This is a genomic window from Acidovorax sp. GW823-FHT01C06, from assembly GCF_058798375.1.
This window is the reverse complement of record NZ_JBXAKN010000012.1, coordinates 100,021-125,356: the sequence shown is the minus strand read 5'-3', so window position 1 is coordinate 125,356 and position 25,336 is coordinate 100,021. Positions and strand designations below refer to the sequence as shown.

Here is a 25,336-nt window from a genome sequence, read left to right as displayed (position 1 = left end):
AAAACCGCCCGGGGTCCGGACGGTTCTTTGGGGAGAAAACGAGGCTGAACGATTACTTCAGCTTCATTTCCTTGTATTCCACATGCTTGCGAGCTTTTGGATCAAATTTCATGATCAGCATTTTCTCGGGCATGGTCTTCTTGTTCTTGGTCGTGGTGTAGAAGTGGCCGGTACCCGCAGTGGATTCCAGCTTGATCTTGTCGCGTCCGCCTTTGCTTGCCATGGTGCTTCTCCTTAAGCCTGACCACGTGCGCGCAGGTCTGCGAGCACCGAGTCGATACCGTTCTTGTCGATCAAACGCAGGGCAGCGCTCGAAACACGCAGGCGAACCCAGCGGTTTTCGGTCTCGACCCAGAAACGGCGGTATTGCAGGTTCGGCAGGAACCGGCGCTTGGTTTTGTTGTTGGCGTGGGAAACATTGTTTCCGACCATGGGCTTCTTGCCCGTTACGTCGCAGACGCGTGCCATGAGGACACTCCGATACTTTTAACGGCCGTTCGCTGGGCCCTGGGGTTGTTTCCCCGGGATGGCTTGCGGCCTCACCTCGCCAGAATAAAGGGTGGCGGTAACCCGATTTGCCTGTTTCGAAAGGACCGCAAAAACGGGCCGAATTCAGCAAAGCCGCAGATTATAGCCTGATGCCCAGTTTTTGATCAACTCTCCTGTTCCAGGAAGCGCTGGGCGTCCAGCGCGGCCATGCAGCCCGTGCCGGCGCTGGTGATGGCCTGGCGGTACACGTGGTCCTGCACGTCGCCCGCGGCGAAGACGCCCGGCACGCTGGTCTGGGTGGCAAAACCCTTGAGCCCGCCCTGGGTGATGATGTAGCCGTTTTCCATCTCCAGCTGGCCCTGGAAGATCTCGGTGTTGGGCGCATGCCCGATGGCGATGAAGCAGCCTTGCAGCTGGATGTCTTGCGTGCTGCCGTCCTTGGTGCTCTTGATGCGGATGCCGGTCACGCCCGTGTTGTCGCCCAGCACCTCGTCGAGCGTGTGGAACAGCTTGAGCTCGATCTTGCCGGCAGCGACCTTCTCGTGGAGCTTGTCCACCAGGATGGGCTCGGCCTTGAACTTGTCCCGGCGGTGCACCAGGGTGACCTTGCGGGCGATGTTCGACAGGTACAGTGCTTCTTCCACCGCCGTATTGCCGCCGCCGACCACGCAGACGTCCTGCTCGCGGTAGAAGAAACCGTCGCAGGTCGCGCAGCCGGACACGCCCTTGCCCATGAAGGCCTCTTCCGAAGGCAGGCCCAGGTACTTGGCGGAGGCGCCCGTGGCCAGGATCAGCGCGTCGCAGGTGTAGGTGCCGCTGTCGCCGGTGAGCGTGAAGGGACGCTGGCTGAAATCGACCTTGTTGATATGGTCGAAGATCACCTGGGTCTTGAAGCGCTCGGCGTGCTCCAGGAAGCGCTGCATCAGCTCGGGGCCTTGCACGCCGTGCACGTCGGCGGGCCAGTTGTCCACCTCGGTCGTGGTCATCAGCTGGCCGCCCTGGGCCATGCCGGTGATGAGCACCGGGTTCAGGTTGGCGCGGGCGGCATAAACCGCAGCGGTGTAGCCCGCAGGGCCAGAGCCAAGGATCAGAACTTTCGCGTGTTGGGTGGTGGACATGGTAAAAGCCTGTGTTTTGCGCCCGCTACATGGGGCGCTGTTGGGAAAGCTGGGGCTGAGCCGCCGAGTATCAACCGGCGGCCGTGGGTGCAAGCGGCCCCTTTTTCAATCACGGCGATTGTAAGAACCCATTGATGACCCGTTGCGACTCCGGTTGGGTCGCGCACCTGAGAGGAGAAGTTTTCATGTCGACGATGTTGTCCAACCTGGACCTGCTGCGCCGGGTTCCGCTGTTCTCGCTGCTGACGGTGACGCAGGCCGAGGTGATCAGTGGCGCGGTGATCAAGCGCCGCTTCAAGCGGGGCGAGGCGCTGGTGGAGCAGGGGCAGAAGTCCAATGCGCTGTTCATCCTGCTCACGGGACGCGCCCGGGTGATGACCTCCGACAGCCGGGGGCGCGAGGTGATCCTGGCCACGCTCTCGCAGGGCGACTACCTGGGCGAGATGAGCATCATCGACAACGAACCCCATTCAGCCACGGTGCGTGCCGAGGTGCAGACCGACGTGCTCATGCTCGGCCGCGCCGAGTTCGCCCGCTGCCTGACCGAGAACGCCTCGATGTCGCTGGTCGTGATGCGCGGCCTGGTCAAGCGCCTGCGCCATGCCGACCGCAAGATCGAGTCGCTGGCGCTGCTGGACGTGTACGGCCGGGTGGCCCATGCGCTGCTGGACTTCGCGCTGCCGGATGCCCAGGGCCAGCTCGTGATCAAGGACAAGATCTCGCGCCAGGACCTGGCCAAGATGGTGGGCGCCTCGCGCGAGATGGTCAGCCGCGTGATGAAGGACCTGGAAGAGCGTGGCTTCGTCGAGGTCCTGCCCAGCGGCGCCACCCTGCTCAAGGACCGGCTGAACGCCCTGGGTTGAGTCACCCTCAACCCAGCGCTTTCCTTTTTTGCTCCCACATTCCCCAAAAGGCGTTTTCAAGATTCAGCGCAAAACGCGAGGAATCAAAAATGGGCGAGGCCAGTGCGCAAGGACGCAAATTGGCACGCAGGGCGGCAAGAACTTCAAGATTTTCTGCGAAAGACGCGGCACGGGCCTCATAGTCTGCCTCGTCCGTGGCCACCCAGTCCTGCAAGCCGACATTGGTCATCAAGCCTGCTCCCTGCCTTCCGAGGAAATGGGCACCTTTCAAGGTGAGAACGGGTACGCCCATCCAAAGGCTCTCTGCCGTCGTTGTTCCTCCTGGGTAGGGGAAGGTATCAAGGCAAAAATCTATGTGGTGGTAAGTATTGAGGTAGAGGCTGCGTTTCGCGGGAGGTTCGAGCACTAGCCGATCTGGAGGTATTCCGTGCCGTAGAAACCGCTTGATCAGTGCATTGGCCGCCTCGGCAGAACCCAGCTGCTTTGCCTGGATCAGAAGACGGCTGTGCGGAACGCGTTTGAGAATGCGGCTCCACAAAGCGATAACCATCTCATTCACTTTAAGCAAGTTGCTCGTACAGCCAAGAGTCACAAAGCCGTTCGAAAACGCTGGCAGTTCATTGACCGCGGTGTTCGCTTGGGGTGGAGTAAAGCACAGTCGGGTTTCCGGCAAGCGCCAAATAGATTCCGTGAAATGCGATTCCAGTTCATTGGGAAGGGTCAATGGATCGGCGATCAAGTAGTCCATTTCGTGTAGTCCAGTCGTGGCGAAATACCCTAGCCACGTGGCCTGGACCGGCGCCAAACGGTGGGCAAATAACGGTAGGCGATTTCCAGCACTGTGCCCGGACAAATCCACTGCCACATGCAGCCCTAGATCCCGAATCATGGCTGCAGCGGTTGTGTCCGCCATATTGGCAATGCAGTGCCACTGTTCAAAATTCGGGCGAATACGGCGGGCCAATTCATCCTCGAAATGCTGGGTATTCAGTGCGACAAGTTCAATGCGGGACGGATCCAGATCTTTGACGACGCCTTCAATAAAATGCCCTACTGGATGATCTCTAAGATCCCCCGATACAAGTCCCACTCGCAGCCGAGAAGGAGAGGTGGAGCCTCTCCATTCATGTTTGAAATCCTGCACCTTGCGTGAACTGATTTTTTCAAAGCGCCGCGCATGTTCAAGAGATCTGCAAGGCTTCCATGACGGAAGGTAGTTCAGCACGAAAAGTAGACTACTGTGGATATCAGTGTTTTCAGGCTCTATGCGAAGCGCTCTGGTGTAGGCGCGTACTGCCTCATGCAGCGCGCCACGGGCTTCTAGAATATTGGCCAGTTTGGCATATGCCGTCGCCATGGTGGGTGCGATCTCGATGGCCTTGCGTGCCGCACTTTCTGCATCGTCAAGCTGCCCCAATTCCAAGAGTAAATCGGCATAGTTGTAATGCAGTACTGGATTATTTTGATCTATTTCCAGAGCGCGGTCGTAATGGTTTTTCGCCTCGCTGAGCCGGCCTTCATCCTGCAATACATGTGCAAGATTGCTAAGAGTTTCAATATGATGGGGTGCATATTCCAAAGCTTTGCGATAGCTTCGCTCGGCCTTGAAAAGCTGCCCCATTTCGTGTTGCATATTCCCCAGGTGGAAAAACCCATGGGGCATGGCTGGATTGATTGTTAAGGCCTGATGGTAATGAGCTGCCGCTTCCGCAGGCCGGCCGAGGTCCCGCAGTGTATTGGCCAGGTTGAAGTGTCCAGTCGGTTCGCTCGGCCGCAGTTCAACAACCTTTCTGAGGCAGGTCGCTGCTTTCTTGTTTTCGCCATTCGCGCGGTGAATATTGCCCAAGACGGCCCATGCCAATGCGTGTCTGGGAAACCTGCGAGTCAGGGTAGTGGCCTGGATATATGCTTTTTCAAACGCGCCTTGCTGGTAGAAATGGTGTAGCGCTTGAATTTCCACGGAGGATGGTGCGGAAATGGGCCGAGGTAAGAAATTGATCGCCATCGTTCGATTGTTCGAGGATGTTTGGACATAAAATATAGTCCCAAATTGGTGATTTTCTTTTGTAATGGGTGTAACCTTGAGTTCCGATTAAATGATTTACATTTGATTCACACGTGCGACATCTTTTGGCGTTTGACACGGGGATCTCCGCAGGAATGGATGGCGCCGTACCTCTCATGGGAAGCCGCTCGTTGGGGTAAGCTCGCCCGGCACGCATATGACCTATTCCCTCAATACCCTGAATGCATCGGCGGCGGCCAAGTCGCCGCCCCGCACGGGCGCTGCCCGTTTTGGCCATGAAATCGGCCTCATGGTGGGGCTGCTGGCCCTGGTTTTCTGGCTTCTGGCCCTGTTCAGCTATTCGGCGCAGGATGCCGCCTGGTCCACCTCGGGCGCCCGGGGCGGGCGCATGGTCGCCAACTGGGCGGGCCGGTTCGGCGCGTGGCTGGCCGATGGCAGCTACTTCGCGCTGGGGTTTTCGGTGTGGTGGTGCGTGGCGGCCGGCGTGCGCGCCTGGCTTTCGTCGCTGGCGCGCTGGATGCGTGGCGGAGAGTCCGTTGCGGGGGCCGCGGGCCCGATGCGGCGGCGGGCACTTTTCTGGGCCGGCCTGGTGGTGCTGATGTGCTCCAGCACCGCGCTGGAATGGTCGCGCCTGTACCGGTTTGAATCCTTCCTGCCCGGGCATGCCGGTGGCGTGCTGGGCTACATCATGGGGCCCGCCAGCGTGAAGTGGCTGGGCTTCACGGGCTCGGGCCTGCTGGCCATCGTGCTGGCGGTGCTGGGCGCGGCGCTGGTGTTCCGCTTCTCGTGGGGCCACGTCGCGGAGTTCGTGGGCGGCCGCATCGACGCGCTGGTGCAGTCGCGCCTGGCCCAGCGCGAGGTGGCCAAGGACGTGGCCGTGGGCCGCAAGGCCGCGCGCGAGCGCGAGGTGGTGGTGCTGGAGGAGCGCACCGAGAGCGAGGTGCACCATCCCGAGCCCATCCAGATCATCGAACCCGTGCTGGTGGAGGTGCCGCAGAGCACCCGCGTGGTGAAGGAGCGCCAGAAGCCCCTGTTCACCGAGATGCCCGACAGCAAGCTGCCGCTGGTGGACCTGCTCGACGGCCCGCTGCAGCGCCAGGAGACCGTGGCGCCCGAGACGCTGGAGATGACCAGCCGCCTCATCGAGAAGAAGCTCAAGGATTTCGGCGTGGAAGTGCGCGTGGTAGCCGCCATGCCCGGCCCCGTGATCACGCGCTACGAGATCGAGCCCGCCACGGGCGTGAAAGGCTCGCAGATCGTGGGCCTGGCCAAGGACCTGGCGCGTTCGCTCAGCCTGGTGTCCATCCGCGTGGTGGAGACCATCCCGGGCAAGAACTACATGGCGCTGGAGCTGCCCAACGCCAAGCGCCAGTCCATCCGCCTGTCCGAGATCCTCGGCTCGCAGGTCTACCACGAGGCCAAGAGCATGCTCACCATGGGCCTGGGCAAGGACATCGTGGGCAATCCGGTGGTGGCAGACCTCGCCAAGATGCCGCACGTGCTGGTGGCCGGCACCACGGGCTCGGGCAAGTCGGTGGGGATCAACGCGATGATCCTCTCGCTGCTGTACAAGGCCGAGGCGCGCGACGTGCGCCTGTTGATGATCGACCCCAAGATGCTGGAAATGTCGGTCTACGAGGGCATTCCGCACCTGCTGGCGCCCGTGGTGACCGACATGAAGCAGGCGGCGCACGGCCTGAACTGGTGCGTGGCCGAGATGGAGCGCCGCTACAAGCTCATGTCCAAGCTGGGCGTGCGCAACCTGGCGGGCTACAACGTCAAGATCGACGAAGCCAAGGCGCGCGAGGAGTTCATCTACAACCCCTTCAGCCTGACGCCCGAGGAGCCCGAGCCGCTGCAGCGCCTGCCGCACATCGTGGTCATCATCGACGAGCTGGCCGACCTGATGATGGTGGTGGGCAAGAAGATCGAGGAGCTGATCGCCCGCCTGGCGCAGAAGGCGCGGGCGGCCGGCATCCATCTGATTTTGGCCACGCAGCGGCCCAGTGTGGATGTGATCACCGGCCTGATCAAGGCCAATATCCCGACCCGCATCGCGTTCTCGGTGGGCTCCAAGATCGACAGCCGCACCATCCTGGACCAGATGGGCGCAGAAGCCCTGCTGGGCATGGGCGACATGCTCTACATGGCGAGCGGCACCGGCCTGCCGATCCGGGTGCATGGCGCCTTCGTGTCGGACGAGGAAGTACACCGTGTCGTCAGCTACCTCAAGGAACAAGGGGAGCCGGACTACATAGATGGCGTGCTCGAAGGCGGAACTGTGGATGGCGAGGGGGATCTGTCAGGGGAGGGCGGCGGCGACGGGGGTGAGAAGGACCCCATGTACGACCAGGCCGTCGAAGTGGTGCTCAAGGACCGCAAGGCGAGCATCTCGTACGTGCAGCGCAAGCTGCGCATTGGCTACAACCGCTCTGCGCGTTTGCTGGAAGACATGGAAAAGGCGGGCCTCGTCAGTGGCCTCACCACCAGCGGCCAGCGCGAGGTTTTGGTGCCGGCGCGCAGCGAGTGACCCGGGCGGGGCGCCAAGCCCGGCCCATGCCCCTTACAGGAGTTTTTGTTGAAAAAGATCGCCACTGCAATTTTGATAGCTGCCAGCGCGACACTGGCAAGCGCTGATGGCCTGAAAAGCCTTGAATCCTTCATGAAGGGCACGCAGACCGGCCGGGCGGACTTCAGCCAGACGGTGACCTCGCCGCCCAAGGACGGGCAGACAGCGCGCACCAAGACTTCCAGCGGCAGCTTCGAGTTCCAGCGCCCCGGGCGCTTCAAGTTCGTCTACAAGAAACCTTTCGAGCAGACCATCGTGGCCGACGGCCAGACCCTGTGGCTCTACGACGTGGACCTGAACCAGGTCACCCAGCGCGCGCAGGCGCAGGCCCTGGGCACCACCCCGGCGGCGCTGCTGGCCTCGGCGCCCGATCTGTCGGCGCTGAAGGCCGAATTCACGCTGGAGTCCGCGCCGGACCAGGATGGCCTGCAGTGGGTGCTCGCCAGCCCCAAGGCCAAGGACGGCCAGCTCAGGAGCGTGCGCGTGGGCTTTGCCGGCGAGCAGCTCGCGGCGCTGGACATCCTGGACAGTTTCGGCCAGCGCTCGCTGATCCGTTTCACCGGCATGCAGGCCAATGCCGCGCTGCCCGCCGGCACGTTCCAGTTCAAGCCCCCGGCCGGGGCGGACGTGGTCAAGCAGTAACGTTCTGCGGCGGCCGGTTGCCGGTGCCTGGATTGCCGGCCTGCTATTGAATAGATAGCTATTGGCGCTTTCTGGCAGCACGCCAGCGGCCGCAAGGGACCGCAAGGGTGGCGCTGGCTGCCCGGGCGCGGCTCACCCCAGCAACAGCAAGGCAAGGCCGATGGCGGCCGGCACGGACTGGATGAACAGGATCTTGCGGCTGGCCGTGGCCGCCCCATACAGGCCGGCGACCAGCACGCACAGCAGGAAGAACACCTTCACGCCCAGGCCGGCGTCTCCCAGCGTCAGCCCCCAGAACAGGCCTGCCGCCAGGAATCCGTTGTAGAGCCCCTGGTTCGCCGCCAGCACCTTGGTCGCGGCGGCCTGCTCGCGGGATTGGCCAAAGGCGCGCCGTCCGGCGGGCTTTTCCCAGAGGAACATCTCCAGCACCAGGATGTACACGTGCAGGAGGCCGATCAGACCGACGACGATATTGGCGGCAAGGGACATGAAAACTCCATGGGGTGGTGGCAGGCAAGGGCCGCGGGTGCGGTGCGAGGGCACCACGGTAATCCATTTCAGGCCGCGGGTGTTGCCCGGCACAGTCACCTGGGCGCGCCAGGTGGTGGGCGTGTCTCCCCTTGCGCGCGCGGCGAAGAAAGAAGGAGTGCTGCCAGCGGCCTGGTTCCCGACGGTGCCCTTGCCGGAGCGCGGCGACCGGTTGTGTTGGAATGGCGGCATGAAGACCGTTTTCCGCCTGCGCACCCGGGCCGCGCAGCCAGCCGATCCTTGCGTGCCTGGCGCCCTGTCGCGCCAACTGCCCTCTCTGCATGCCCTCGCCATCGGGCCGCGCGCCCCGGCCGCCCGTTCTGGCGCCCGCGCCGCGGGGGACTGAGATGGCCGCCCGTAACGCCCCCCCAGAAACCTCGCAGGCGCTCCACCGCCCCCTGGCCGAGCGCCTGCGGCCCCGCACGCTGGGCGAGGTGATCGGCCAGCAGCATGTGCTGGGCCCGGGCATGCCGCTGCGGCTCGCGTTCGAGTCGGGCCGCCCGCACAGCTGCATCCTCTGGGGGCCGCCCGGCGTGGGCAAGACCACCATCGCGCGCCTGATGGCCGATGCGTTCGATGCGCAGTTCATCAGCATCAGCGCCGTGCTGGGCGGGGTCAAGGACATCCGCGAGGCCGTGGAACGCGCCGAGGCAGCGCGCGACGGGCTGATGCAGCAGCGCACCATCGTCTTCGTCGACGAGGTGCACCGCTTCAACAAGAGCCAGCAGGATGCCTTCCTGCCGCATGTGGAGAGCGGGCTGTTCACCTTCATCGGCGCGACCACCGAAAACCCCTCGTTCGAGGTGAACTCCGCGCTGCTGTCGCGCGCCGCCGTCTATGTGCTGCAGCCGCTGTCCGAGCAGGATTTGAAGCAGATTGTGGCCCTGGCCCAGGCGGAGCAAGCGCTTCCAGCTATTGAAGATGTAGCAATCGAGCGCCTGGTGGCCTACGCCGACGGCGATGCCCGCCGCCTGCTCAACACGCTCGAAACCCTGGCGATGGCGGCGGCCCAGGAGAAGCTGCCCGAGATCACCGATGCCTGGCTGCTCAAGGTGCTGGGCGAGCGCATGCGCCGCTACGACAAGGGCGGCGAGCAGTTCTACGACACCATCAGCGCGCTGCACAAGTCGGTGCGGGGCTCCGACCCCGACGCCGCGCTGTACTGGCTGGTGCGCATGCTCGACGGCGGTGCCGATCCGCGCTACATGGCCCGCCGCCTGGTGCGCATGGCCAGCGAGGACATCGGCCTGGCCGACCCGCGCGCGCTGCGCCTGGCGCTGGATGCGACCGAGGTGTACGAGCGCCTGGGCAGTCCCGAGGGCGAACTGGCCCTGGCCGAATGCGTGGTGTACCTGGCCGTCGCACCCAAGTCGAACGCGGTCTACAAGGCCTACAACGCGGCCCGCGCCTGGGTGAAGAAGGACGGGACCCGCCCCGTGCCCATGCACCTGCGCAATGCACCAACCCAGCTCATGAAGCAGCTGGACTACGGCAAGGGCTACCGCTACGCGCACGACGAGGAGGGCGGCTTCGCGGCGGGCGAGAACTACCTGCCCGAAGGCATGCCGGAGCCCGGTTTCTACGCGCCGGTGGAGCGCGGGCTCGAAATCAAGATCGCACAGAAGTTGCGTGAACTGCGGGACCGCAATGCGTCGGCCGATTCCGGGGACGGGCAGGGCGGCGGCACCTGATCGGCCGGCAGGGGCGGGGGCGCGCCCCCTTCATGCCGATTTGGCATGAATTGGGTAATAAGTTCGCACATCAATTTTCCTGCTTGCATCATGTGCGCTTATGGATTGCGTTGCCCGCTGATGTGGCCCCAACCCGAGGGAAAACCCCGCCCGGCTTGGCGGGGGCCGCTTGTGACTACTCGCTACAATCCCGTCCACAAACCCGCACAGCTGCACTTCTGGCGGGTTTTTTGCTAGATGGCAGTCGGGCCCACAAGGCTGTACCGATTCCGGTGCCAAAGCGGTGGGTACGTTACAAACGAAGGACTTCTCTTATGGACATTTTGCTGCAACAGATCATCAACGGTCTGGTACTCGGCAGCATGTACGCCTTGATAGCCTTGGGCTACACCATGGTGTACGGCATTATTCAGCTGATCAATTTCGCCCACGGCGAGGTGCTGATGATCGGGGCTCTGACCAGTTGGAGCTGTATAGGAATGATGCAGGCCGCGATGCCGGGCGCGCCTGGCTGGCTGATCCTGCTGCTGGCGACCCTCATTGCCTGCGTGGTCGCCGCGACGCTCAATTTCGTGATCGAGAAGGTGGCCTACCGGCCCCTGCGCAACAGTCCGCGCCTGGCACCCCTGATCACCGCCATCGGCATGTCGATCCTGCTGCAGACGCTGGCGATGATCATCTGGAAGCCCAACTACAAGCCCTATCCCACGATGCTGCCCAGCACGCCGTTCCAGGTCGGCGGCGCCTTCATCACCCCCACGCAGATCCTGATCCTCGGCGTGACGGCCGTGGCCCTCGCTTCCCTCGTGTACCTGGTGAACCACACCAACCTGGGCCGCGCCATGCGCGCCACGGCCGAGAACCCCCGCGTGGCCTCGCTCATGGGCGTCAAGCCCGACATGGTGATCTCCGCCACCTTCATCATCGGCGCCATCCTGGCGGCCGTGGCCGGCATCATGTATGCCTCCAACTACGGCACGGCGCAGCACACCATGGGCTTCCTGCCCGGGCTCAAGGCCTTCACGGCAGCCGTGTTCGGCGGCATCGGCAACCTGGCCGGCGCGGTGGTCGGCGGCATCCTGCTGGGCCTCATCGAAGCCATCGGCTCGGGCTACATCGGCACGCTCACGGGCGGCCTGCTGGGCAGCCACTACACCGACATCTTTGCGTTCATCGTGCTCATCATCATCCTGACGCTGCGCCCCTCGGGCCTGCTGGGTGAGCGTGTGGCGGATCGCGCCTGAGGAGCCTAGGACCATGAAGAACACCAAAACCAACTGGATCATCGGCGCCGTCGCGCTGCTGGTGCTGCCGCTGATCCTGCAATCCTTCGGCAACGCCTGGGTGCGCATCGCCGACCTGGCCCTGCTGTATGTGCTGCTGGCCCTGGGCCTGAACATCGTGGTGGGATACGCCGGCTTGCTGGACCTGGGCTACGTGGCGTTCTACGCCGTGGGCGCCTACCTGTTTGCCTTGATGGCTTCGCCGCACCTTGCGGACAACTTTGCGGCCTTTGCCGCCATGTTCCCCACCGGCCTGCACACCTCGCTGTGGCTGGTTATACCGTTGGCGGCATTGCTCGCGGCGTTCTTCGGGGCGCTGTTGGGAGCCCCCACGCTCAAGCTGCGGGGCGACTACCTGGCCATCGTCACGCTGGGCTTCGGCGAAATCATCCGGATCTTCCTGAACAACCTGGACCACCCCGTCAACCTGACCAACGGCCCCAAGGGCCTGGGCCAGATCGACTCGGTCAAGGTCTTTGGCCTGGACCTGGGCAAGCGGCTGGAGCTGTTCGGCTTCGACATCAACTCGGTCACGCTGTACTACTACCTGTTCCTGATCCTGGTGGTGATCTCCATCGTGATCTGCTACCGCCTGCAGGATTCGCGCATCGGCCGCGCCTGGATGGCCATCCGCGAGGATGAGATCGCCGCCAAGGCCATGGGCATCAACACCCGCAACATGAAGCTGCTGGCCTTCGGCATGGGCGCTTCGTTTGGCGGCGTGTCGGGTGCGATGTTCGGTGCGTTCCAGGGCTTCGTGTCGCCCGAGTCGTTCAGCCTGATGGAGTCGGTCATGATCGTCGCCATGGTGGTTCTGGGCGGCATCGGCCACATCCCTGGCGTGATTCTGGGGGCCGTGCTGCTGTCGGCCCTGCCCGAGGTGCTGCGCTACGTCGCCGGTCCGCTGCAGGCCATGACGGACGGCCGCCTGGACTCCGCCATCCTGCGCCAGCTGCTGATCGCGCTGGCCATGATCGTCATCATGCTGATTCGCCCCCGCGGCCTGTGGCCCTCGCCTGAGCACGGCAAGAGCCTGACGCAGAAGACCTGAAGCAGAACACCACCGAAAGTTAGCAATGACAGAGAAATCCAATGAAGTGGTGCTGAAGGTCGCCGGCATTTCCAAGCGCTTTGGCGGCCTGCAGGCCCTGTCCGACGTCGGGATCACCATCCAGCGCGGCCAGGTCTATGGCCTGATCGGCCCCAACGGAGCGGGCAAGACCACGTTCTTCAATGTGATCACGGGCCTGTACACCCCCGACAGCGGCACGTTCGAGCTGGCCGGCAAGGCCTACGAGCCCACCGCCGTGCACGAAGTGGCCAAGGCAGGCATCGCCCGCACCTTCCAGAACATTCGCCTGTTCGCCGAGATGACGGCGCTGGAGAACGTGATGGTCGGCCGCCACATCCGGACCAAGTCCGGGTTGCTCGGCGCCGTGCTGCGCACCAAGGGCTTCAAGGAAGAAGAAGCCGCCATCGCCAAGCGCGCGCAGGAGCTGCTTGACTACGTGGGCATCGGCAAGTTCGCCGACTACAAGGCGCGCACCCTGAGCTATGGTGACCAGCGCCGCCTGGAAATCGCCCGCGCCCTGGCCACCGACCCGCAGCTGATCGCCCTGGACGAGCCCGCCGCCGGCATGAACGCCACCGAGAAGGTGCTGCTGCGCGAGCTGATCGACCGCATCCGCAACGACAACCGCACCATCCTGCTCATCGAGCACGACGTGAAGCTGGTGATGGGCCTGTGCGACCGCGTGACGGTGCTTGACTACGGCAAGCAGATCGCCGAAGGCAACCCCGCCGAAGTGCAGAAGAACGAAAAAGTGATTGAGGCCTATCTGGGCACCGGAGGACATTGAGAATGGCCGAAAAATCCAACAAGGTACTGCTGCAGGTCAAGGGCCTGAAAGTGGCCTACGGCGGTATCCAGGCCGTCAAGGGCGTGGACTTCGAAGTGCGCGAAGGCGAGCTGGTCTCGCTGATCGGCTCCAACGGCGCCGGCAAGACCACCACCATGAAAGCCATCACCGGCACCCTGGGCATGAACGATGGCGACATCCTGTACCTGGGTGAAAGCATCAAGGGCAAGGGCGCCTGGGACCTGGTGAAGAAGGGTCTGGTGATGGTGCCCGAAGGCCGTGGCGTGTTCGCGCGCATGACCATCACCGAGAACCTGCAGATGGGCGCCTACACGCGCAGGGACAAGGCGGGCATCCTGGCCGACATCGAGAAGATGTTCACCATCTTCCCGCGCCTGCGCGAGCGCAAGGACCAACTGGCCGGCACCATGTCGGGCGGCGAGCAGCAGATGCTGGCCATGGGCCGCGCGCTGATGAGCCAGCCCAAGGTGCTGCTGCTGGACGAGCCCTCCATGGGCCTGTCGCCCATCATGGTGGACAAGATCTTCGAGGTGGTGCGCGACGTGTACGCCCTGGGCGTGACCATCCTGCTGGTGGAGCAGAACGCGAGCCGCGCGCTGGCCATTGCCGACCGCGGCTACGTGATGGAGTCGGGCCTCATCACGATGACGGGCCCCGGCCAGGAACTGCTGAGCGACCCCAAGGTGCGGGCGGCCTACCTGGGCGAATAACCCGCCTGCCGCGCATTGGGCGCCGTGGGCGCCACCGGAAAAAAGGCACTGCCCAGCCGCAGTGCCTTTTTTCATGGCGGCACGAACCGCCTGCGGCAGGAAGGCATCTGTGCTTGATATGCTATCTATTTCGTAGCAAAAAGGGGTGATGCGTCAGGCGCCATGGGCTTGTTTTGTCCATAATCTGGCCCCTTGCCGTCTTTCTGCCGTCCACGCTGCACCGCCATGAACGCCCTGCAATCCCTGCCGATCTCGCTCCAGACCGTCCTGCTCCTGATCGCCAGCAATGTCTTCATGACCTTTGCCTGGTACGGGCACCTCAAGAACCTGGCCACGTCGCCCTGGTACACCGCCGCGCTGGTGAGCTGGGGCATCGCCCTGTTCGAGTACCTGCTGCAGGTGCCGGCCAACCGCATCGGCTTCACGCAGTTCAATGTGGGCCAGCTCAAGATCATGCAGGAGGTGATCACGCTGGCCGTGTTCGTGCCGTTCGCGGTGTTCTACATGGGCCAGCCGCTGAAGTGGGACTACCTGTGGGCGGGCCTGTGCCTGGTGGGTGCGGTGTACTTCATCTTCCGAAGCGCCTGAGCCCGCCCGCGCCCCGGCGGGGCGGACGGTTAAACTCCCCGGGTCACGGAACAGTCATGTTTCTGTCATGACGCCGTCCCTCTTTTCAGAAATCCGATCCCCCTCCAGGAGCCCCCATGCTGTTTGCCAAGCTGTTGCCACGCGAAGGCAATTTTTTTGAAATGTTCAACCAGCATGCGGACCGCATCGTGGAAGCGGCCCGCGCTTTTTCGCAACTGGTGGCCAATTACAACGACCCGCACCTGCGCGACAAGTACAACCAGGACGTGGACAACGCCGAGCGTGCCGCCGACCGCGTGACGCACGAGGTGAACAAGGCCATCCACAAGACCTTCATCACCCCCATCGACCGTGAGCAGATCCACACGCTCATCAACACCATGGACGATGTGGCCGACCTGATCCAGGATTCCGCCGAAACCATGGCGCTCTACGACGTGCGCCACATGACCGAGGAGATCACGCGCCTCACGGACCTGAGCCTCAAGTGCTGTGAACGCCTGCGCGACGCCGTCAAGCTGCTCGACAAGATCGCCGACCCGGCCGTGGCCGAGGCCGCGCTCAAGACCTGCGAGGAGATCGACAAGCTCGAGTCCGACGCCGACCGCGTGATGCGCAGCGCCATGAGCAAGCTCTTTCGCGAGGAGCCCGATGTGCGCGAGGTGATCAAGCTCAAGGCGATCTACGAGCTGCTCGAGACGATCACCGACAAGTGCGAGGACGTGGCCAACTGCATCGAGGGCATCGTCCTCGAGAACTCCTGATCCCCGCGGGCTGACCAGCATGGAAACCGTACAAACGGCCCTCTGGGTTGTGGTCCTGCTCGTGGCGCTGGCGATCCTGTTCGACTTCATGAACGGGTTCCACGACGCCGCCAACTCCATTGCCACGGTGGTCTCCACCGGCGTGCTCAAGCCCGCGCAGGCGGTGCTGTTCGCAGCATTCTTCAACTTCGTGGCGATCTTCGTCTTTCACCTGAGCGTGGCCGCCACGGTGGGCAAGGGCATCGTGCAGCCCGGTGTGGTGGATACGCACGTGGTGTTTGGCGCCCTGGTGGGCGCCATCACCTGGAACGTGATCACCTGGTACTACGGCATTCCCAGCAGTTCCTCGCATGCGCTCATCGGCGGCATCGTGGGCGCGGTGATCGCCAAGGCGGGCGCCAGTGCGCTGATCTCCGCCGGCATCCTCAAGACCGTGGCGTTCATCTTCGTCTCGCCGCTGCTGGGCTTCACCCTGGGCTCGATCATGATGGTGGCGGTGGCCTGGATCTTCCGGCGAACGCGGCCGAGCAAGGTGGACAAATGGTTCCGCCGGCTGCAGCTGGTGTCTGCGGGCGCTTACAGCCTGGGCCACGGCGGCAACGATGCGCAAAAGACCATCGGCATCATCTGGCTGCTGCTGATTGCGACGGGGTATTCTTCGGCGTCCGACGCATCACCACCGACCTGGGCCATCGTGAGCTGCTATGTGGCCATCGGCCTGGGCACCATGTTCGGCGGCTGGCGCATCGTCAAGACCATGGGCCAGAAGATCACCAAGCTCAAGCCCGTGGGCGGCTTCTGCGCGGAGACGGGTGGGGCGATGACGCTGTTTCTTGCGACCACGCTGGGCATCCCGGTCTCGACCACGCACACCATCACGGGTGCGATTGTCGGCGTGGGCTCCACCCAGCGCGCCAGCGCTGTGCGCTGGGGCGTGGCGGGCAACATTGTCTGGGCCTGGATACTGACCATCCCGGCCAGCGCGTTCGTCGCGGCCGTGGCGTACTGGATCAGCCTGCAGATGTTCTGAGCCTGGAATCCTTGATTTGCTATTAGATATGTAGCTAACAAGGAAATCCAGATAAGCGCTAACGCCCCAATTGAATGCAAATTCAATGGGGCGTTTGTCCTGGTGCCAGCGGGGTCACTGCGAGATCTTGCGGGCTTCCTCGATCTGGTACTCGAAATACCGTTGAAAGCTGAACGCGAGGCTGGCCATCAGCACGGCGGTGCCGACCATCAGCGAGACCACGATGGCGCCGATGGTGATCCATTGCGTCCTGCCGGCCGGGGCGTCGGGTGCGGCGGCTGGGTTGTAGCGCGCGTTCCACGCCTCGGGTGTTTTCAGCGCGAACAGGATGGCCTGCAATGCGCAGCCGGCGATCGTGAAGCCCAGCAGGGGAATCAGCATCCAGCTGTAGTGATCGTCCTGGCCGAGCTGCTGCACGCGCTGGATGCCGTAGATGCCCAGCGCCGTGGGAATCGGCAGCAGCCAGCCGAGCAGGTCGCCCAGGCCGTGAAGATAAAAGCGGTGCAGGCCCAGGGGGCCGCCGAGGAAGGCCAGCCAGGCGGCCAGGGTCTTGTTCTTCATCGCCGGGCCGTCCCGGGAAAAAATGCGGCTGCCTCGGGGGCCGTGGTCACACGAAGCGGGAGAGCGTGGGGGGTATGTTCCATGCCCCGATTATTCAGGCGAACTGGTATCGCCCGCGCCCAGGGTCTTTTCCATGAGCACGATGTCGCGCCAGGCGCCGAATTTCCAGCCCACCGAGCGCATGACGCCCACGTCGGTGAACCCCAGCGACCGGTGCACGCCGATCGAGCCCAGGTTGGCCGAATCGCCAATCACCGCCAGCAACTTGCGCACCCCGGCCGCCTCGGCCTGGACGGCCAGCTCGGCAAGCAGCTTGCGGCCCACGCCCACGCCGCGGGCGTCGTCGGCCACGTAGATCGAGTCCTCGGCCGAAAAGCGGTAGGCCGGGCGTGGCTTGAACCAGTTGGCGTAGGCAAAGCCCGTCACCCGCCCGTCCTTTTCGGCCACGATGTACGGCAGATTGCGCGCCAGCACGTCGGCCCGGCGGCCCGCCATGTCGGTTTCGGTGGGCGGATCGATCTCGAAAGTGCCTGTTCCGGTCAGGACGTGGTGGGCATAAATGGCGGTGATGGCCGCGATATCTTCGTCGCGGCTGGGGCGGATGGTAGGCATTTGCGGGGAAGTGGATATAATCGTGGGCTTTGCAGCGTGTCGCTGGCCGGGTGGCCATGTCGCGTGTCTCAAGCGTTGCGAATATGGTTGCGAACACTGTGGCTCAAGGCAAATGTTGCCGGAGTTCACCACCCGAAGGATAAATCATGGTCGTCATTCGACTCTCCCGCGGCGGCTCCAAGGGCCGTCCTTTCTTCAATATCGTCGTTGCTGACAAGCGCGTGCGCCGTGACGGCCGCTTCATCGAGCGCATCGGCTTCTACAACCCCACCGCCAAGGAATCCGAAGAAGGCCTGCGCATCGTGCAAGACCGTCTGACGTACTGGAAGAGCGTGGGCGCCCAGTCCTCGCCTACCGTGGACCGCCTGATCAAGCAAGCCGCCAAGAAGGCTGCTTAAAGCTCCCTGAAAAGGGCGGGTTCCGTCGGCTTGCCGCGCGGAACCCGCCCTTTTCCTATTCTGGAATCACCACCATGGCCGCCACCCTGACCCTCGAACCCGCCGAGCTGCCCCCCGATGCCATCGAAGTGGGCCGCATCGCCGACGCCTGGGGGGTCAAGGGCTGGTTCAAGGTGCTGCCCCACAGCAGCAGCCCCGAGGCACTGTTTTCCTCCAAGCGCTGGTACCTGCAGCCGTCCGAGCGCGGGGCCAGGACGTTCACCGGGACCGTGCTGCTGCCCATCCGGCAGGCCAAGGACCATTCCGACACCGTGGTGGCCTGGGCGCAGGGCATTGACGACCGCAATGCTGCGGAGGCCTTGCGCGGCGCGCGCATCTTCGTGCCGCGATCGAGCTTTCCGTCCACCACGGACGACGAGTACTACTGGGTCGACCTGATCGGCCTTGTGGTCGTCAACCGCGAAGGCGTGGCGCTCGGCGAGGTGCGGGAGCTCATGTCCACCGGTCCGCAGACGGTGCTGGTGCTGGCCTACGAGCAGGACGGCAAGGCGCTGGAGCGCATGATTCCCTTTGTCTCGGCCTTCGTCGACAAGGTGGACCTGCCGGAAAAGCGCATCACGGTGGACTGGCAGCCTGATTACTGATCGGCCTTGACGGACCGCGCCGCGCACCATGCGCTTTGACCTCATCACCCTGTTCCCCGAGCTGTTCGCGCCCTTCCTGGCCAGCGGCGTGACCCGGCGCGCCTACGCCAGCGGCCAGGTTGATGTGCGCCTGTGGAACCCGCGGGACCATGCCGACGGCAACTACCGCCGTGTGGACGACCGCCCCTTTGGCGGCGGCCCGGGCATGGTGATGATGGCGGAGCCCCTCGCGCGGTGCCTCTCGGCCATCCGGGCCGAGCGCGGCGAGCTCCAGGGCAGCCAGGCGCCGCTGGTCCTTTTTTCGCCCATTGGCGAGTCGCTCAACCATGCGGCCGTGGAGCGCTGGTCGGCCAGCGCGGGGGCCATCCTGCTGTGCGGGCGCTACGAGGGCATCGACCAGCGATTCATCGACGCCCATGTCGATGTGCAGATGAGCCTGGGCGACTTCGTGCTGTCAGGAGGCGAAATCGCAGCCATGGCCTTGCTGGACGCCGTGGCGCGCCTGCAGCCCGGCGTACTCAATGACGAGGGCAGCCACCAGCTCGACAGCTTCAATCCGGCGCTCGATGGCCTGCTGGACTGCCCCCACTACACGCGCCCCGAGGAATGGGCAGGGCAGCAGGTGCCGGCCGCGCTGATGTCCGGCCACCACGCGCACATCGAGCGCTGGCGGCGCGACCAGCGCCTGGCCATCACGGCCCGGCACCGGCCCGACCTCATCGACGCCGCGCGAAAGGCAGGGCGGCTGGCGCCCGCTGACGAGGCGGTATTGGCCAAGCTCGCCTGAATTGCTATAATCAAAGGCTTTTCGATCCTCTGGCCGGCCGTTTTGACAGGGAGTTCTCCCGCGAAACACTGAGACGTCAATCCCGACGCAGCCATTTTTGGCGCGGACAAGATCGCTAGGAAACTCACATGAACCTGATCCAGACCCTGGAAGCGGAAGAAATCGCCCGCTTGAACAAGACCATCCCCGAATTCGCCCCTGGTGACACCGTCATCGTGAGCGTGAACGTGGTGGAAGGTACCCGCAAGCGCGTGCAGGCCTACGAAGGCGTGGTGATCGCCAAGCGCAATCGCGGCCTGAACAGCGGCTTCACCGTGCGCAAGATCTCCAGCGGCGAGGGCGTGGAACGTACGTTCCAGACCTACAGCCCGCTGATCGCCAGCATCGAAGTCAAGCGCCGTGGCGACGTGCGCCGTGCCAAGCTGTACTACCTGCGTGACCGCAGCGGCAAGTCGGCACGTATCAAGGAAAAGCTGCCTTCGCGCGTCAAGGTTGCAGCCACCGCCGCATAAGGCGCGGGCTCGTCCTGACAAGGCCGCTACAGCATCTGCCTGTAGCGGCTTTTTGTTTTCTGGTCCGTTGAACCCCCTTTCGTGAACCCATCTTCCATCCCTGCCGTTTCGTCGGTCATTGCGCCGCTGTCGAGCCTGCCCGACTTCGACCCCCGCCTCGTGCCGGTGGTGGGGGTGGATGCGCACCTGCCCGCGGTGCCGGCGGCTGCGCAGACGCCGCAGGCGCTGCGCGCGCGCTTCGCGCACCCGCTCCGCTGGGAGCCCGAGGTGCTGCTGGAGAAGAAGTTCATGAACCGCGAGCCGGCCCACGCGTCGGTCCTGCTCGCCATCGTGCTGCGCGAAGAGCCCATGGTGCTGCTGACCGAGCGCACGGCCCATCTGTCCACACATTCGGGGCAGGTGGCCTTTCCAGGAGGGCGGGCAGACGCTGGCGATGCCTCCCCCGCCGACACGGCCTTGCGCGAAGCGCAGGAAGAGGTGGGGCTCGGCCGCGAGTTCGTGGAAGTGCTCGGAACCCTGCCGACCTATGTCACGGGGTCGTCCTTCATCATCACCCCCGTGGTGGCGCTGGTGCGGCCCGACTGTGTCCTGCAGCCCAATCCCTACGAGGTGGCGGACCTCTTCGAGGTGCCGCTGGATTTCCTGCTGAACCCCGCCAACCACCGGCGCCATGTGTTCGACCGCGATGGCGTGCACCGCGAGTGGTTCTCGATGCCGTACCAGGATGGTGGCAAGAACCACTACATCTGGGGTGCCACGGCGGGCATGCTGCGCAACTTCTACCGCTTCATGATGGCCGAGTGAGGCCTCCCCGGCCGGGGCTGTCCCCGGCGCGGCGGGGCGGACCTTGCGCGGGAGGGCGGGCCTGGGCCGCGCCAGTTCCGCGGGCTGCGGGTGTGTCGCGCTGTTCATGGTGGATGTATCGCTGAGGTTCGGCGCAAACACGCGCTCCTGCGGCTTGGCGCCAGTATCATTGCCCCCCATGAGTTTCTTCGCCATCCTGTTCGCTTTGCTGATCGAGCAGGCCCGCCCGCTGGCACGCAGCAATCCCATCCATGCAGGTCTGCGTGCGTGGGCCTTGTCCGTCAGCCGCAATTTCGATGCGGGCAAGCCGCACCATGGCTGGGTGGCCTGGGGCCTCGCAGTCGTCGTGCCCGCGCTCCTCACGCTGGCCATCCACTGGCTGTTGCTGTGGGGCCTGGGCTGGCCCTTCGCGGTGCTCTGGAGCGTGGCGGTGCTCTACATCACCCTGGGCTTTCGGCAGTTCAGCCACCATTTCACCGGCATCCGCGATGCGCTGGAAGAGGGCGATGAAGATGGCGCCCGGGAGCGCCTGGCCCACTGGCAGCAGGTGGACGTGGGTGCGCTTCCACGCAGCGAGATCGTGCGCCACGTGATCGAGTACTCGGTGCTGGCGGCCCACCGGCATGTGTTCGGGGTGCTGGCCTGGTTCTCGGTGCTGGCCGCGCTGGGCCTGGGGCCCACGGGTGCCGTGCTGTACCGGCTGGCCGAATTCGTATCGCGCTACTGGCACTACAAGCAGCGCACGGGCGCCCAGCCCGCCAGTGCCTCGCTGCAGCAGGCTTCTGCCCAGGCGTGGACGGCCATCGACTGGCTTCCGGCCCGGCTCACCGCGCTGAGCTTTGCCGTGGTGGGCAGCTTTGAGGAAGCCATCGAGGGCTGGCGATTCCATGCGCAGCGTTTTCCCAATGACAACGACGGCGTGGTGCTGGCGGCGACCGCGGGCGCGATCAATGTGCGCCTGGGGGGCGAGGCGCTGAAGGCGCGCACCGAGCTGCATGCGCCGCAGGGCCTGGAGATCGACGCCGACATGGGCGACAGCGATTCCACGCCGGGCCGGGAGCCCGAGGTGGGCCACCTGCGCAGCGTGGTGGGGCTGGTGTGGCGCTCGGTGGTGGTGTGGATGCTGCTGCTGGCGCTGCTCACGCTGGCGCGTTTGCTGGGGTAGCTGGAAATCCCCCTAGTAGCCTTCGGCGCCTTCCCCCGGAGGGGGCGCACCCGATGGCCATGCAAAGCCAGTTCCACGGGTGCGCTGGCGTGGTACATGCCATGCGGAGGGCGGTTCGCGTCGATGCCCTCGTATCTCCGGCTCCGACCCGGCCGTCGGCGCTGCGCATACATCGATACTGATCAGCACCGGTCAATACCGCGTATGGCTCAGCTCTTCGAATAAATCGCTATATATTTTGTAGCGTGTAGGGCTGATCCCGCCTGCGGAAGGGCCCAGTTTCACTGCGTCCAGCACGCCGCAGCCCGGCTCGTGCAGGTGGGTGCAGTTGTAGAACTTGCAGTGGGTCGCGTGTTGGGCGATGTCGGGCATGCAGGCGGCCAGCTGCATCGGGGCGATGTGGTGCAGCCCGAATTCCTGGAAACCCGGCGAATCGATGAGGGCCGTGGTGCGGGCCTTGTCCATCCAGTACCAGTGGGTGCTGGTGGTGGTGTGCTTGCCTGAGTTGAGGGCCTGCGAAATTTCGCCGGTCAGCACCGAGGCGCCCGGCACCAGCAGGTTGATGAGGGTGCTCTTGCCCGAGCCCGAGGGCCCCAGCACCAGCGTGGTCTTGCCCTGCAGGTGCTCCATCAGCAGCGCGCGGTCCACATCGCTCGATAGCGCCAGGGACAGCGGCAGCACGCCGTAGTGCTTGCCAGAGCCCATGTGGCGGTAGGGGAGCAGGCGCTCCCAGGCCCGGGCGAAGGGTTCCACCAGGTCGCTCTTGTTGAGCGCGATGAGGGGCGTGATGCCTTCGGCCTCGGCGGCGATCAGCGCGCGGGAGAGCTGGCTTTCCGAGAACACGGGTTCCGCCGCGATGAGGATCAGCACCTGGTCGAGGTTGGCCGCAAACGATTTGGTGCGGATCTCGTCCTGGCGGTAAAAGAGGTTGCGCCGCTCCTGGACCTTTTCGATGGTGCCCTCTTCGCCCTGGCCAGGCGGGGGGGCCTGCCACAGCACATGGTCACCCACCACGGCCTGGCTCTTCTTGCCGCGCGGATGGCAGATGCGGCGTTCGCCGTCGGGCGTCTCCACCATGCAGTGGCGGCCATGGCTGGCCACCACGGTGCCTTCCATGAGCGCGCTGCGTTCAGCCATGGGATGTTGTGTTGGTGGTGGTGCGCGGCGTCATGGGGTCACGCCACCAGGGCATCGAACTGGGTCGCGCATTCGAAATCGGTGGACGAGATGCCGTGCACGTCGTGCGTGTTCAGCCGCACCACGCAGCGGTTGTAGTGCACCGACAGGTCGGGGTGGTGGTCCTGCGCGTTGGCGATGAAGGCCAGTGCATTCACGAACGAGATGGTTTCGTAGTAGTTCGCGAACCGGTAGGTCTTCTCGATGGCTACGTCGGCGCCATCTCCGGTCAGGCTCCAGCCTTCGAGTTTGGCCAGATTTGCTACAACTTCAGTAGCTGTCAGCGCACGGCGGGTCTGCGTGGACCAGTCTTTTTTCTTCAGCATAGTCGTCATGGGTGGGCGGGGGCGTGCATGCGCGCCAGCCGCTCGGTGGCGGGTGGGTGCGAGTAGTAGAACTTCACGTACACCGGGTCGGGGGTGAGCGTGGAGGCATTGTCTTCGTAGAGCTTGAGCAGGGCCGAAGAGAGGTCGGCGCCACTGGCCTGGGCAACGGCATAGGCATCGGCCTGGAACTCGTGGCGGCGCGATTGCCGGGAGAACACGGGCGAGATGAATAAGGTGAACACCGGCACCACCAGCATGAACAGCAGCAACGCCAGCGCATCGTTCGGCGCGGCGGCCATTGCCGGGTCGAAGGAGATGTTGGGGCGCACTCCCAGGCCTGTGTAGAACCAAACCTGGGTGGAGAGCCAGCCGAGCAACGCGAATCCGGCCAGGCTCAGCGCGAACATGGCCACGATGCGCTGGATGATGTGGCGATGCCGGAAGTGCCCGAGCTCATGGGCCAGTACCGCCTCCACCTCGCCCGGCGATAGCTGGCGCAGCAGCGTGTCGTAGAACACCACGCGCTTGGCGGCGCCAAAGCCCGTGAAGTAGGCGTTGGCATGGGCGCTGCGGCGGCTGCCGTCCATCACGAACAGCCCCTTGGCCGAGAAGCCGCAGCGCTGCATGAGGGCCGTCACGCGGGTCTTGAGGGATTCGTCCTCGAGTGGCTGGAATTTGTTGAACAGCGGTGCGATGAAGGTGGGGTAGACCACCATCAGCAGCAGGTTGAACCCCATCCAGAAGCACCAGGCCCACAGCCACCACAGCGGGCCGGCAGCGCCCATGATCCACAGGATCAGCGCGGCGATCGGAAGGCCGATGGCCGCACCGACCAGCAAGCCCTTGGCGGCATCCGCAAGCCACAGGCGCCAGGTCATCTTGTTGAAACCGAAGCGCTCCTCCACCACGAAGGTCTGGTACAGCGACAGGGGCAGGTCGATCAGCCCGCTGATCGCCGCAAACGCCGCCAGCAGCGCCAACTGCTGCCACATGCCGCCTCCGAGTGCGTCCAGCAGGAGCTGATTCAGGGCGTCCAGGCCGCCCAGCAGCGTCCACCCCAGCAGCACGGCGGCGCCCAGCGCCATCTCCAGCAGGCCCAGGCGCCCCTTGGCGATGGTGTAGTCGGCGGCCTTCTGGTGGGCTGCCAGCGCAACGCGCTCGGCAAACGGCGCCGGCACCGCGCCACGGTGGCGGGCCACGTGCCGCATCTGGCGCGTGGCCAGCCAGAGCTTGAGGGCTAGGCCCAGCAGGAGTGCCGCCGCGAAGGCGAACGTCAGCACCGAGGAAGGAGAGAGGGCGTCGGAGGAGGTGGGCATGGTGGTGGGGGGAGTTTAATGGGGAAGCCCCTGGGACTGTGGTGCAAGGGCTGCGGGCCATCGGCGACAATGCGCGCCATGCCAGAAGCCAACCATCCCACCCCCCAGGCGCTTGCCAAGTCCGACCAGAACCTCGTCTGGCTCGACTGCGAAATGACCGGCCTGGAGCCCGATACCGACCGTCTGCTCGAAATCGCCGTCATCGTGACCGGCCCCAGCCTGGAGCCGCGCATCGAAGGCCCGGTGTTTGCGATCCACCAGCCTGACGAACTCCTCAACAAGATGGATGCCTGGAACAAGGGCACCCATGGCCGCAGCGGCCTGATCGACAAGGTCAAGGCCTCCACCGTGACCGAAGCGCAGGCCGAGCAGCAGATCATTGCCTTTCTGAGCCAGTATGTTCCCAAGGGCACGGCACCCATGTGCGGCAACAGCATCGGGCAGGACCGGCGCTTTCTGGTGCGCTACATGCCCAAGCTGGAGCGGTTCTTTCACTACCGCAATGTGGACGTGAGCACCCTCAAGGAGCTGGCCAAGCGCTGGAAACCCGAGGCCTACACGAGCTTCAAGAAGGCCCAGAAGCACACGGCCCTGGCCGACGTGCATGAGTCCATCGACGAGTTGGCGCACTACCGCAGGCATCTGCTGTCGGTGTGACCCGTTGCGCGCGGCCGGGCCGGGCTGCACCTGTGCGAGACCGGCTTGCGATCCCTTCGAGACCGTGGTCGCGCTGAGGCATGAAGCGTGCTGCAAGGTGAAGGGGCTTGCGGGGAAACCCCTATTCATGCCATAATCAGCGGCTGCGCAGGAAACGGTTCCTCGCAGATTGTGCATCTCCCCTCACACACCGGGCT

General features: G+C 64.4%; 28 protein-coding genes. 18 read left to right on the top strand and 10 right to left on the bottom strand.

Annotated elements, in window-relative coordinates:
- Positions 1-52: 52 nt before the first annotated feature.
- From rpmG to trxB, 3 genes are all read right to left on the bottom strand, one after another.
- Positions 53-223 (bottom strand): 50S ribosomal protein L33, encoded by a 171-nt coding sequence (gene rpmG / locus AC1RCS_RS21645; protein ID WP_008904999.1) that lies wholly within the window; start codon positions 221-223, stop codon positions 53-55.
- Between the two features lie 11 nt (positions 224-234).
- The gene (gene rpmB / locus AC1RCS_RS21640; RefSeq protein WP_007859763.1) at positions 235-468 is read right to left on the bottom strand and encodes a 50S ribosomal protein L28; all 234 of its coding nucleotides are present in this window, start codon (positions 466-468) and stop codon (positions 235-237) included.
- A 185-nt stretch (positions 469-653) separates the two neighbouring features.
- Entirely contained in the window at positions 654-1,607 is a 954-nt protein-coding gene (gene trxB / locus AC1RCS_RS21635; protein WP_492245890.1) for a thioredoxin-disulfide reductase, read from the bottom strand.
- Positions 1,608-1,792: 185 nt separating this feature from the next.
- On the opposite strand from trxB, the gene AC1RCS_RS21630 reads away from it, so the two are divergent.
- Entirely contained in the window at positions 1,793-2,470 is a 678-nt protein-coding gene (locus AC1RCS_RS21630) for a Crp/Fnr family transcriptional regulator (protein ID WP_369643086.1), read from the top strand.
- A 7-nt stretch (positions 2,471-2,477) separates the two neighbouring features.
- On the opposite strand, the gene AC1RCS_RS21625 is transcribed toward AC1RCS_RS21630, so the two are convergent.
- On the bottom strand, positions 2,478-4,475 hold the full coding sequence (locus tag AC1RCS_RS21625) for an O-linked N-acetylglucosamine transferase, SPINDLY family protein (RefSeq protein ID WP_492245889.1): 1,998 nt from the start codon (positions 4,473-4,475) through the stop codon (positions 2,478-2,480).
- A gap of 217 nt (positions 4,476-4,692) precedes the next feature.
- Here AC1RCS_RS21625 and AC1RCS_RS21620 point away from each other — a divergent pair, with 217 nt between their 5' ends.
- Positions 4,693-7,026: a DNA translocase FtsK gene (locus AC1RCS_RS21620; RefSeq protein WP_218340019.1), complete on the top strand. Its 2,334-nt coding sequence runs from the start codon at positions 4,693-4,695 to the stop codon at positions 7,024-7,026.
- A gap of 48 nt (positions 7,027-7,074) precedes the next feature.
- Positions 7,075-7,707 (top strand): outer membrane lipoprotein periplasmic chaperone LolA, encoded by a 633-nt coding sequence (gene lolA, locus AC1RCS_RS21615; protein WP_492245888.1) that lies wholly within the window; start codon positions 7,075-7,077, stop codon positions 7,705-7,707.
- Positions 7,708-7,839: 132 nt separating this feature from the next.
- Here lolA and AC1RCS_RS21610 read toward each other — a convergent pair whose 3' ends face one another.
- A complete protein-coding gene (locus AC1RCS_RS21610; protein ID WP_218295726.1) occupies positions 7,840-8,196 on the bottom strand; it encodes a DUF1304 domain-containing protein in 357 nt (118 codons plus the stop codon).
- Between the two features lie 386 nt (positions 8,197-8,582).
- On the opposite strand from AC1RCS_RS21610, the gene AC1RCS_RS21605 reads away from it, so the two are divergent.
- From AC1RCS_RS21605 to AC1RCS_RS21570, 8 genes are all read left to right on the top strand, one after another.
- Positions 8,583-9,926, top strand: a complete 1,344-nt coding sequence (locus AC1RCS_RS21605) for a replication-associated recombination protein A (RefSeq protein ID WP_218295725.1) — start codon at positions 8,583-8,585, stop codon at positions 9,924-9,926.
- Positions 9,927-10,240: 314 nt separating this feature from the next.
- The gene (locus tag AC1RCS_RS21600) at positions 10,241-11,170 is read left to right on the top strand and encodes a branched-chain amino acid ABC transporter permease (protein WP_218295724.1); all 930 of its coding nucleotides are present in this window, start codon (positions 10,241-10,243) and stop codon (positions 11,168-11,170) included.
- A 13-nt stretch (positions 11,171-11,183) separates the two neighbouring features.
- On the top strand, positions 11,184-12,260 hold the full coding sequence (locus AC1RCS_RS21595) for an ABC transporter permease subunit (RefSeq protein WP_369643083.1): 1,077 nt from the start codon (positions 11,184-11,186) through the stop codon (positions 12,258-12,260).
- Between the two features lie 25 nt (positions 12,261-12,285).
- Entirely contained in the window at positions 12,286-13,068 is a 783-nt protein-coding gene (locus AC1RCS_RS21590; protein ID WP_218295722.1) for an ABC transporter ATP-binding protein, read from the top strand.
- A gap of 2 nt (positions 13,069-13,070) precedes the next feature.
- On the top strand, positions 13,071-13,799 hold the full coding sequence (locus AC1RCS_RS21585) for an ABC transporter ATP-binding protein (protein ID WP_218295721.1): 729 nt from the start codon (positions 13,071-13,073) through the stop codon (positions 13,797-13,799).
- Between the two features lie 225 nt (positions 13,800-14,024).
- The gene (locus tag AC1RCS_RS21580; protein WP_218340022.1) at positions 14,025-14,387 is read left to right on the top strand and encodes a DMT family protein; all 363 of its coding nucleotides are present in this window, start codon (positions 14,025-14,027) and stop codon (positions 14,385-14,387) included.
- 116 nt (positions 14,388-14,503) lie between these two features.
- Positions 14,504-15,151, top strand: a complete 648-nt coding sequence (locus tag AC1RCS_RS21575) for a DUF47 domain-containing protein (RefSeq protein ID WP_010463500.1) — start codon at positions 14,504-14,506, stop codon at positions 15,149-15,151.
- 19 nt (positions 15,152-15,170) lie between these two features.
- The gene (locus tag AC1RCS_RS21570; protein ID WP_218295719.1) at positions 15,171-16,181 is read left to right on the top strand and encodes an inorganic phosphate transporter; all 1,011 of its coding nucleotides are present in this window, start codon (positions 15,171-15,173) and stop codon (positions 16,179-16,181) included.
- A gap of 114 nt (positions 16,182-16,295) precedes the next feature.
- On the opposite strand, the gene AC1RCS_RS21565 is transcribed toward AC1RCS_RS21570, so the two are convergent.
- Both AC1RCS_RS21565 and AC1RCS_RS21560 read right to left on the bottom strand, forming a co-directional pair.
- Positions 16,296-16,742, bottom strand: coding sequence for a TM2 domain-containing protein (locus tag AC1RCS_RS21565; protein WP_218295718.1), 447 nt, complete (start codon positions 16,740-16,742; stop codon positions 16,296-16,298).
- Between the two features lie 90 nt (positions 16,743-16,832).
- A complete protein-coding gene (locus AC1RCS_RS21560; protein ID WP_492245887.1) occupies positions 16,833-17,354 on the bottom strand; it encodes a GNAT family N-acetyltransferase in 522 nt (173 codons plus the stop codon).
- Between the two features lie 146 nt (positions 17,355-17,500).
- Here AC1RCS_RS21560 and rpsP point away from each other — a divergent pair, with 146 nt between their 5' ends.
- From rpsP to AC1RCS_RS21530, 6 genes are all read left to right on the top strand, one after another.
- On the top strand, positions 17,501-17,752 hold the full coding sequence (gene rpsP / locus AC1RCS_RS21555) for a 30S ribosomal protein S16 (RefSeq protein ID WP_008904984.1): 252 nt from the start codon (positions 17,501-17,503) through the stop codon (positions 17,750-17,752).
- 74 nt (positions 17,753-17,826) lie between these two features.
- Positions 17,827-18,396 carry a ribosome maturation factor RimM gene (gene rimM / locus AC1RCS_RS21550; protein ID WP_492245886.1) on the top strand — a complete coding sequence of 190 codons (570 nt, stop codon included), beginning with the start codon at positions 17,827-17,829 and terminating at the stop codon, positions 18,394-18,396.
- A 28-nt stretch (positions 18,397-18,424) separates the two neighbouring features.
- Positions 18,425-19,183: a tRNA (guanosine(37)-N1)-methyltransferase TrmD gene (gene trmD / locus AC1RCS_RS21545; protein WP_218340024.1), complete on the top strand. Its 759-nt coding sequence runs from the start codon at positions 18,425-18,427 to the stop codon at positions 19,181-19,183.
- A 128-nt stretch (positions 19,184-19,311) separates the two neighbouring features.
- Entirely contained in the window at positions 19,312-19,695 is a 384-nt protein-coding gene (gene rplS / locus AC1RCS_RS21540; RefSeq protein WP_218295714.1) for a 50S ribosomal protein L19, read from the top strand.
- An 81-nt stretch (positions 19,696-19,776) separates the two neighbouring features.
- Positions 19,777-20,499 (top strand): CoA pyrophosphatase, encoded by a 723-nt coding sequence (locus AC1RCS_RS21535; RefSeq protein WP_492245885.1) that lies wholly within the window; start codon positions 19,777-19,779, stop codon positions 20,497-20,499.
- 178 nt (positions 20,500-20,677) lie between these two features.
- Positions 20,678-21,664 carry a CobD/CbiB family protein gene (locus AC1RCS_RS21530; protein ID WP_218295712.1) on the top strand — a complete coding sequence of 329 codons (987 nt, stop codon included), beginning with the start codon at positions 20,678-20,680 and terminating at the stop codon, positions 21,662-21,664.
- A 192-nt stretch (positions 21,665-21,856) separates the two neighbouring features.
- Here the strand turns inward: AC1RCS_RS21530 and rsgA are convergent, their stop codons facing one another.
- The 3 genes from rsgA to AC1RCS_RS21515 are packed head-to-tail and all read right to left on the bottom strand — an operon-like array spanning position 21,857 to position 24,482.
- On the bottom strand, positions 21,857-22,801 hold the full coding sequence (gene rsgA, locus AC1RCS_RS21525; protein ID WP_218295711.1) for a ribosome small subunit-dependent GTPase A: 945 nt from the start codon (positions 22,799-22,801) through the stop codon (positions 21,857-21,859).
- A gap of 38 nt (positions 22,802-22,839) precedes the next feature.
- Positions 22,840-23,175, bottom strand: coding sequence for a 4a-hydroxytetrahydrobiopterin dehydratase (locus tag AC1RCS_RS21520; protein WP_218295710.1), 336 nt, complete (start codon positions 23,173-23,175; stop codon positions 22,840-22,842).
- Positions 23,172-24,482, bottom strand: coding sequence for a M48 family metallopeptidase (locus AC1RCS_RS21515; RefSeq protein WP_492245884.1), 1,311 nt, complete (start codon positions 24,480-24,482; stop codon positions 23,172-23,174). Before AC1RCS_RS21515 ends, AC1RCS_RS21520 begins: the two co-directional genes overlap by 4 nt.
- A gap of 78 nt (positions 24,483-24,560) precedes the next feature.
- On the opposite strand from AC1RCS_RS21515, the gene orn reads away from it, so the two are divergent.
- Positions 24,561-25,139 carry an oligoribonuclease gene (orn, locus tag AC1RCS_RS21510; RefSeq protein ID WP_492245883.1) on the top strand — a complete coding sequence of 193 codons (579 nt, stop codon included), beginning with the start codon at positions 24,561-24,563 and terminating at the stop codon, positions 25,137-25,139.
- Positions 25,140-25,336: the final 197 nt, after the last annotated feature.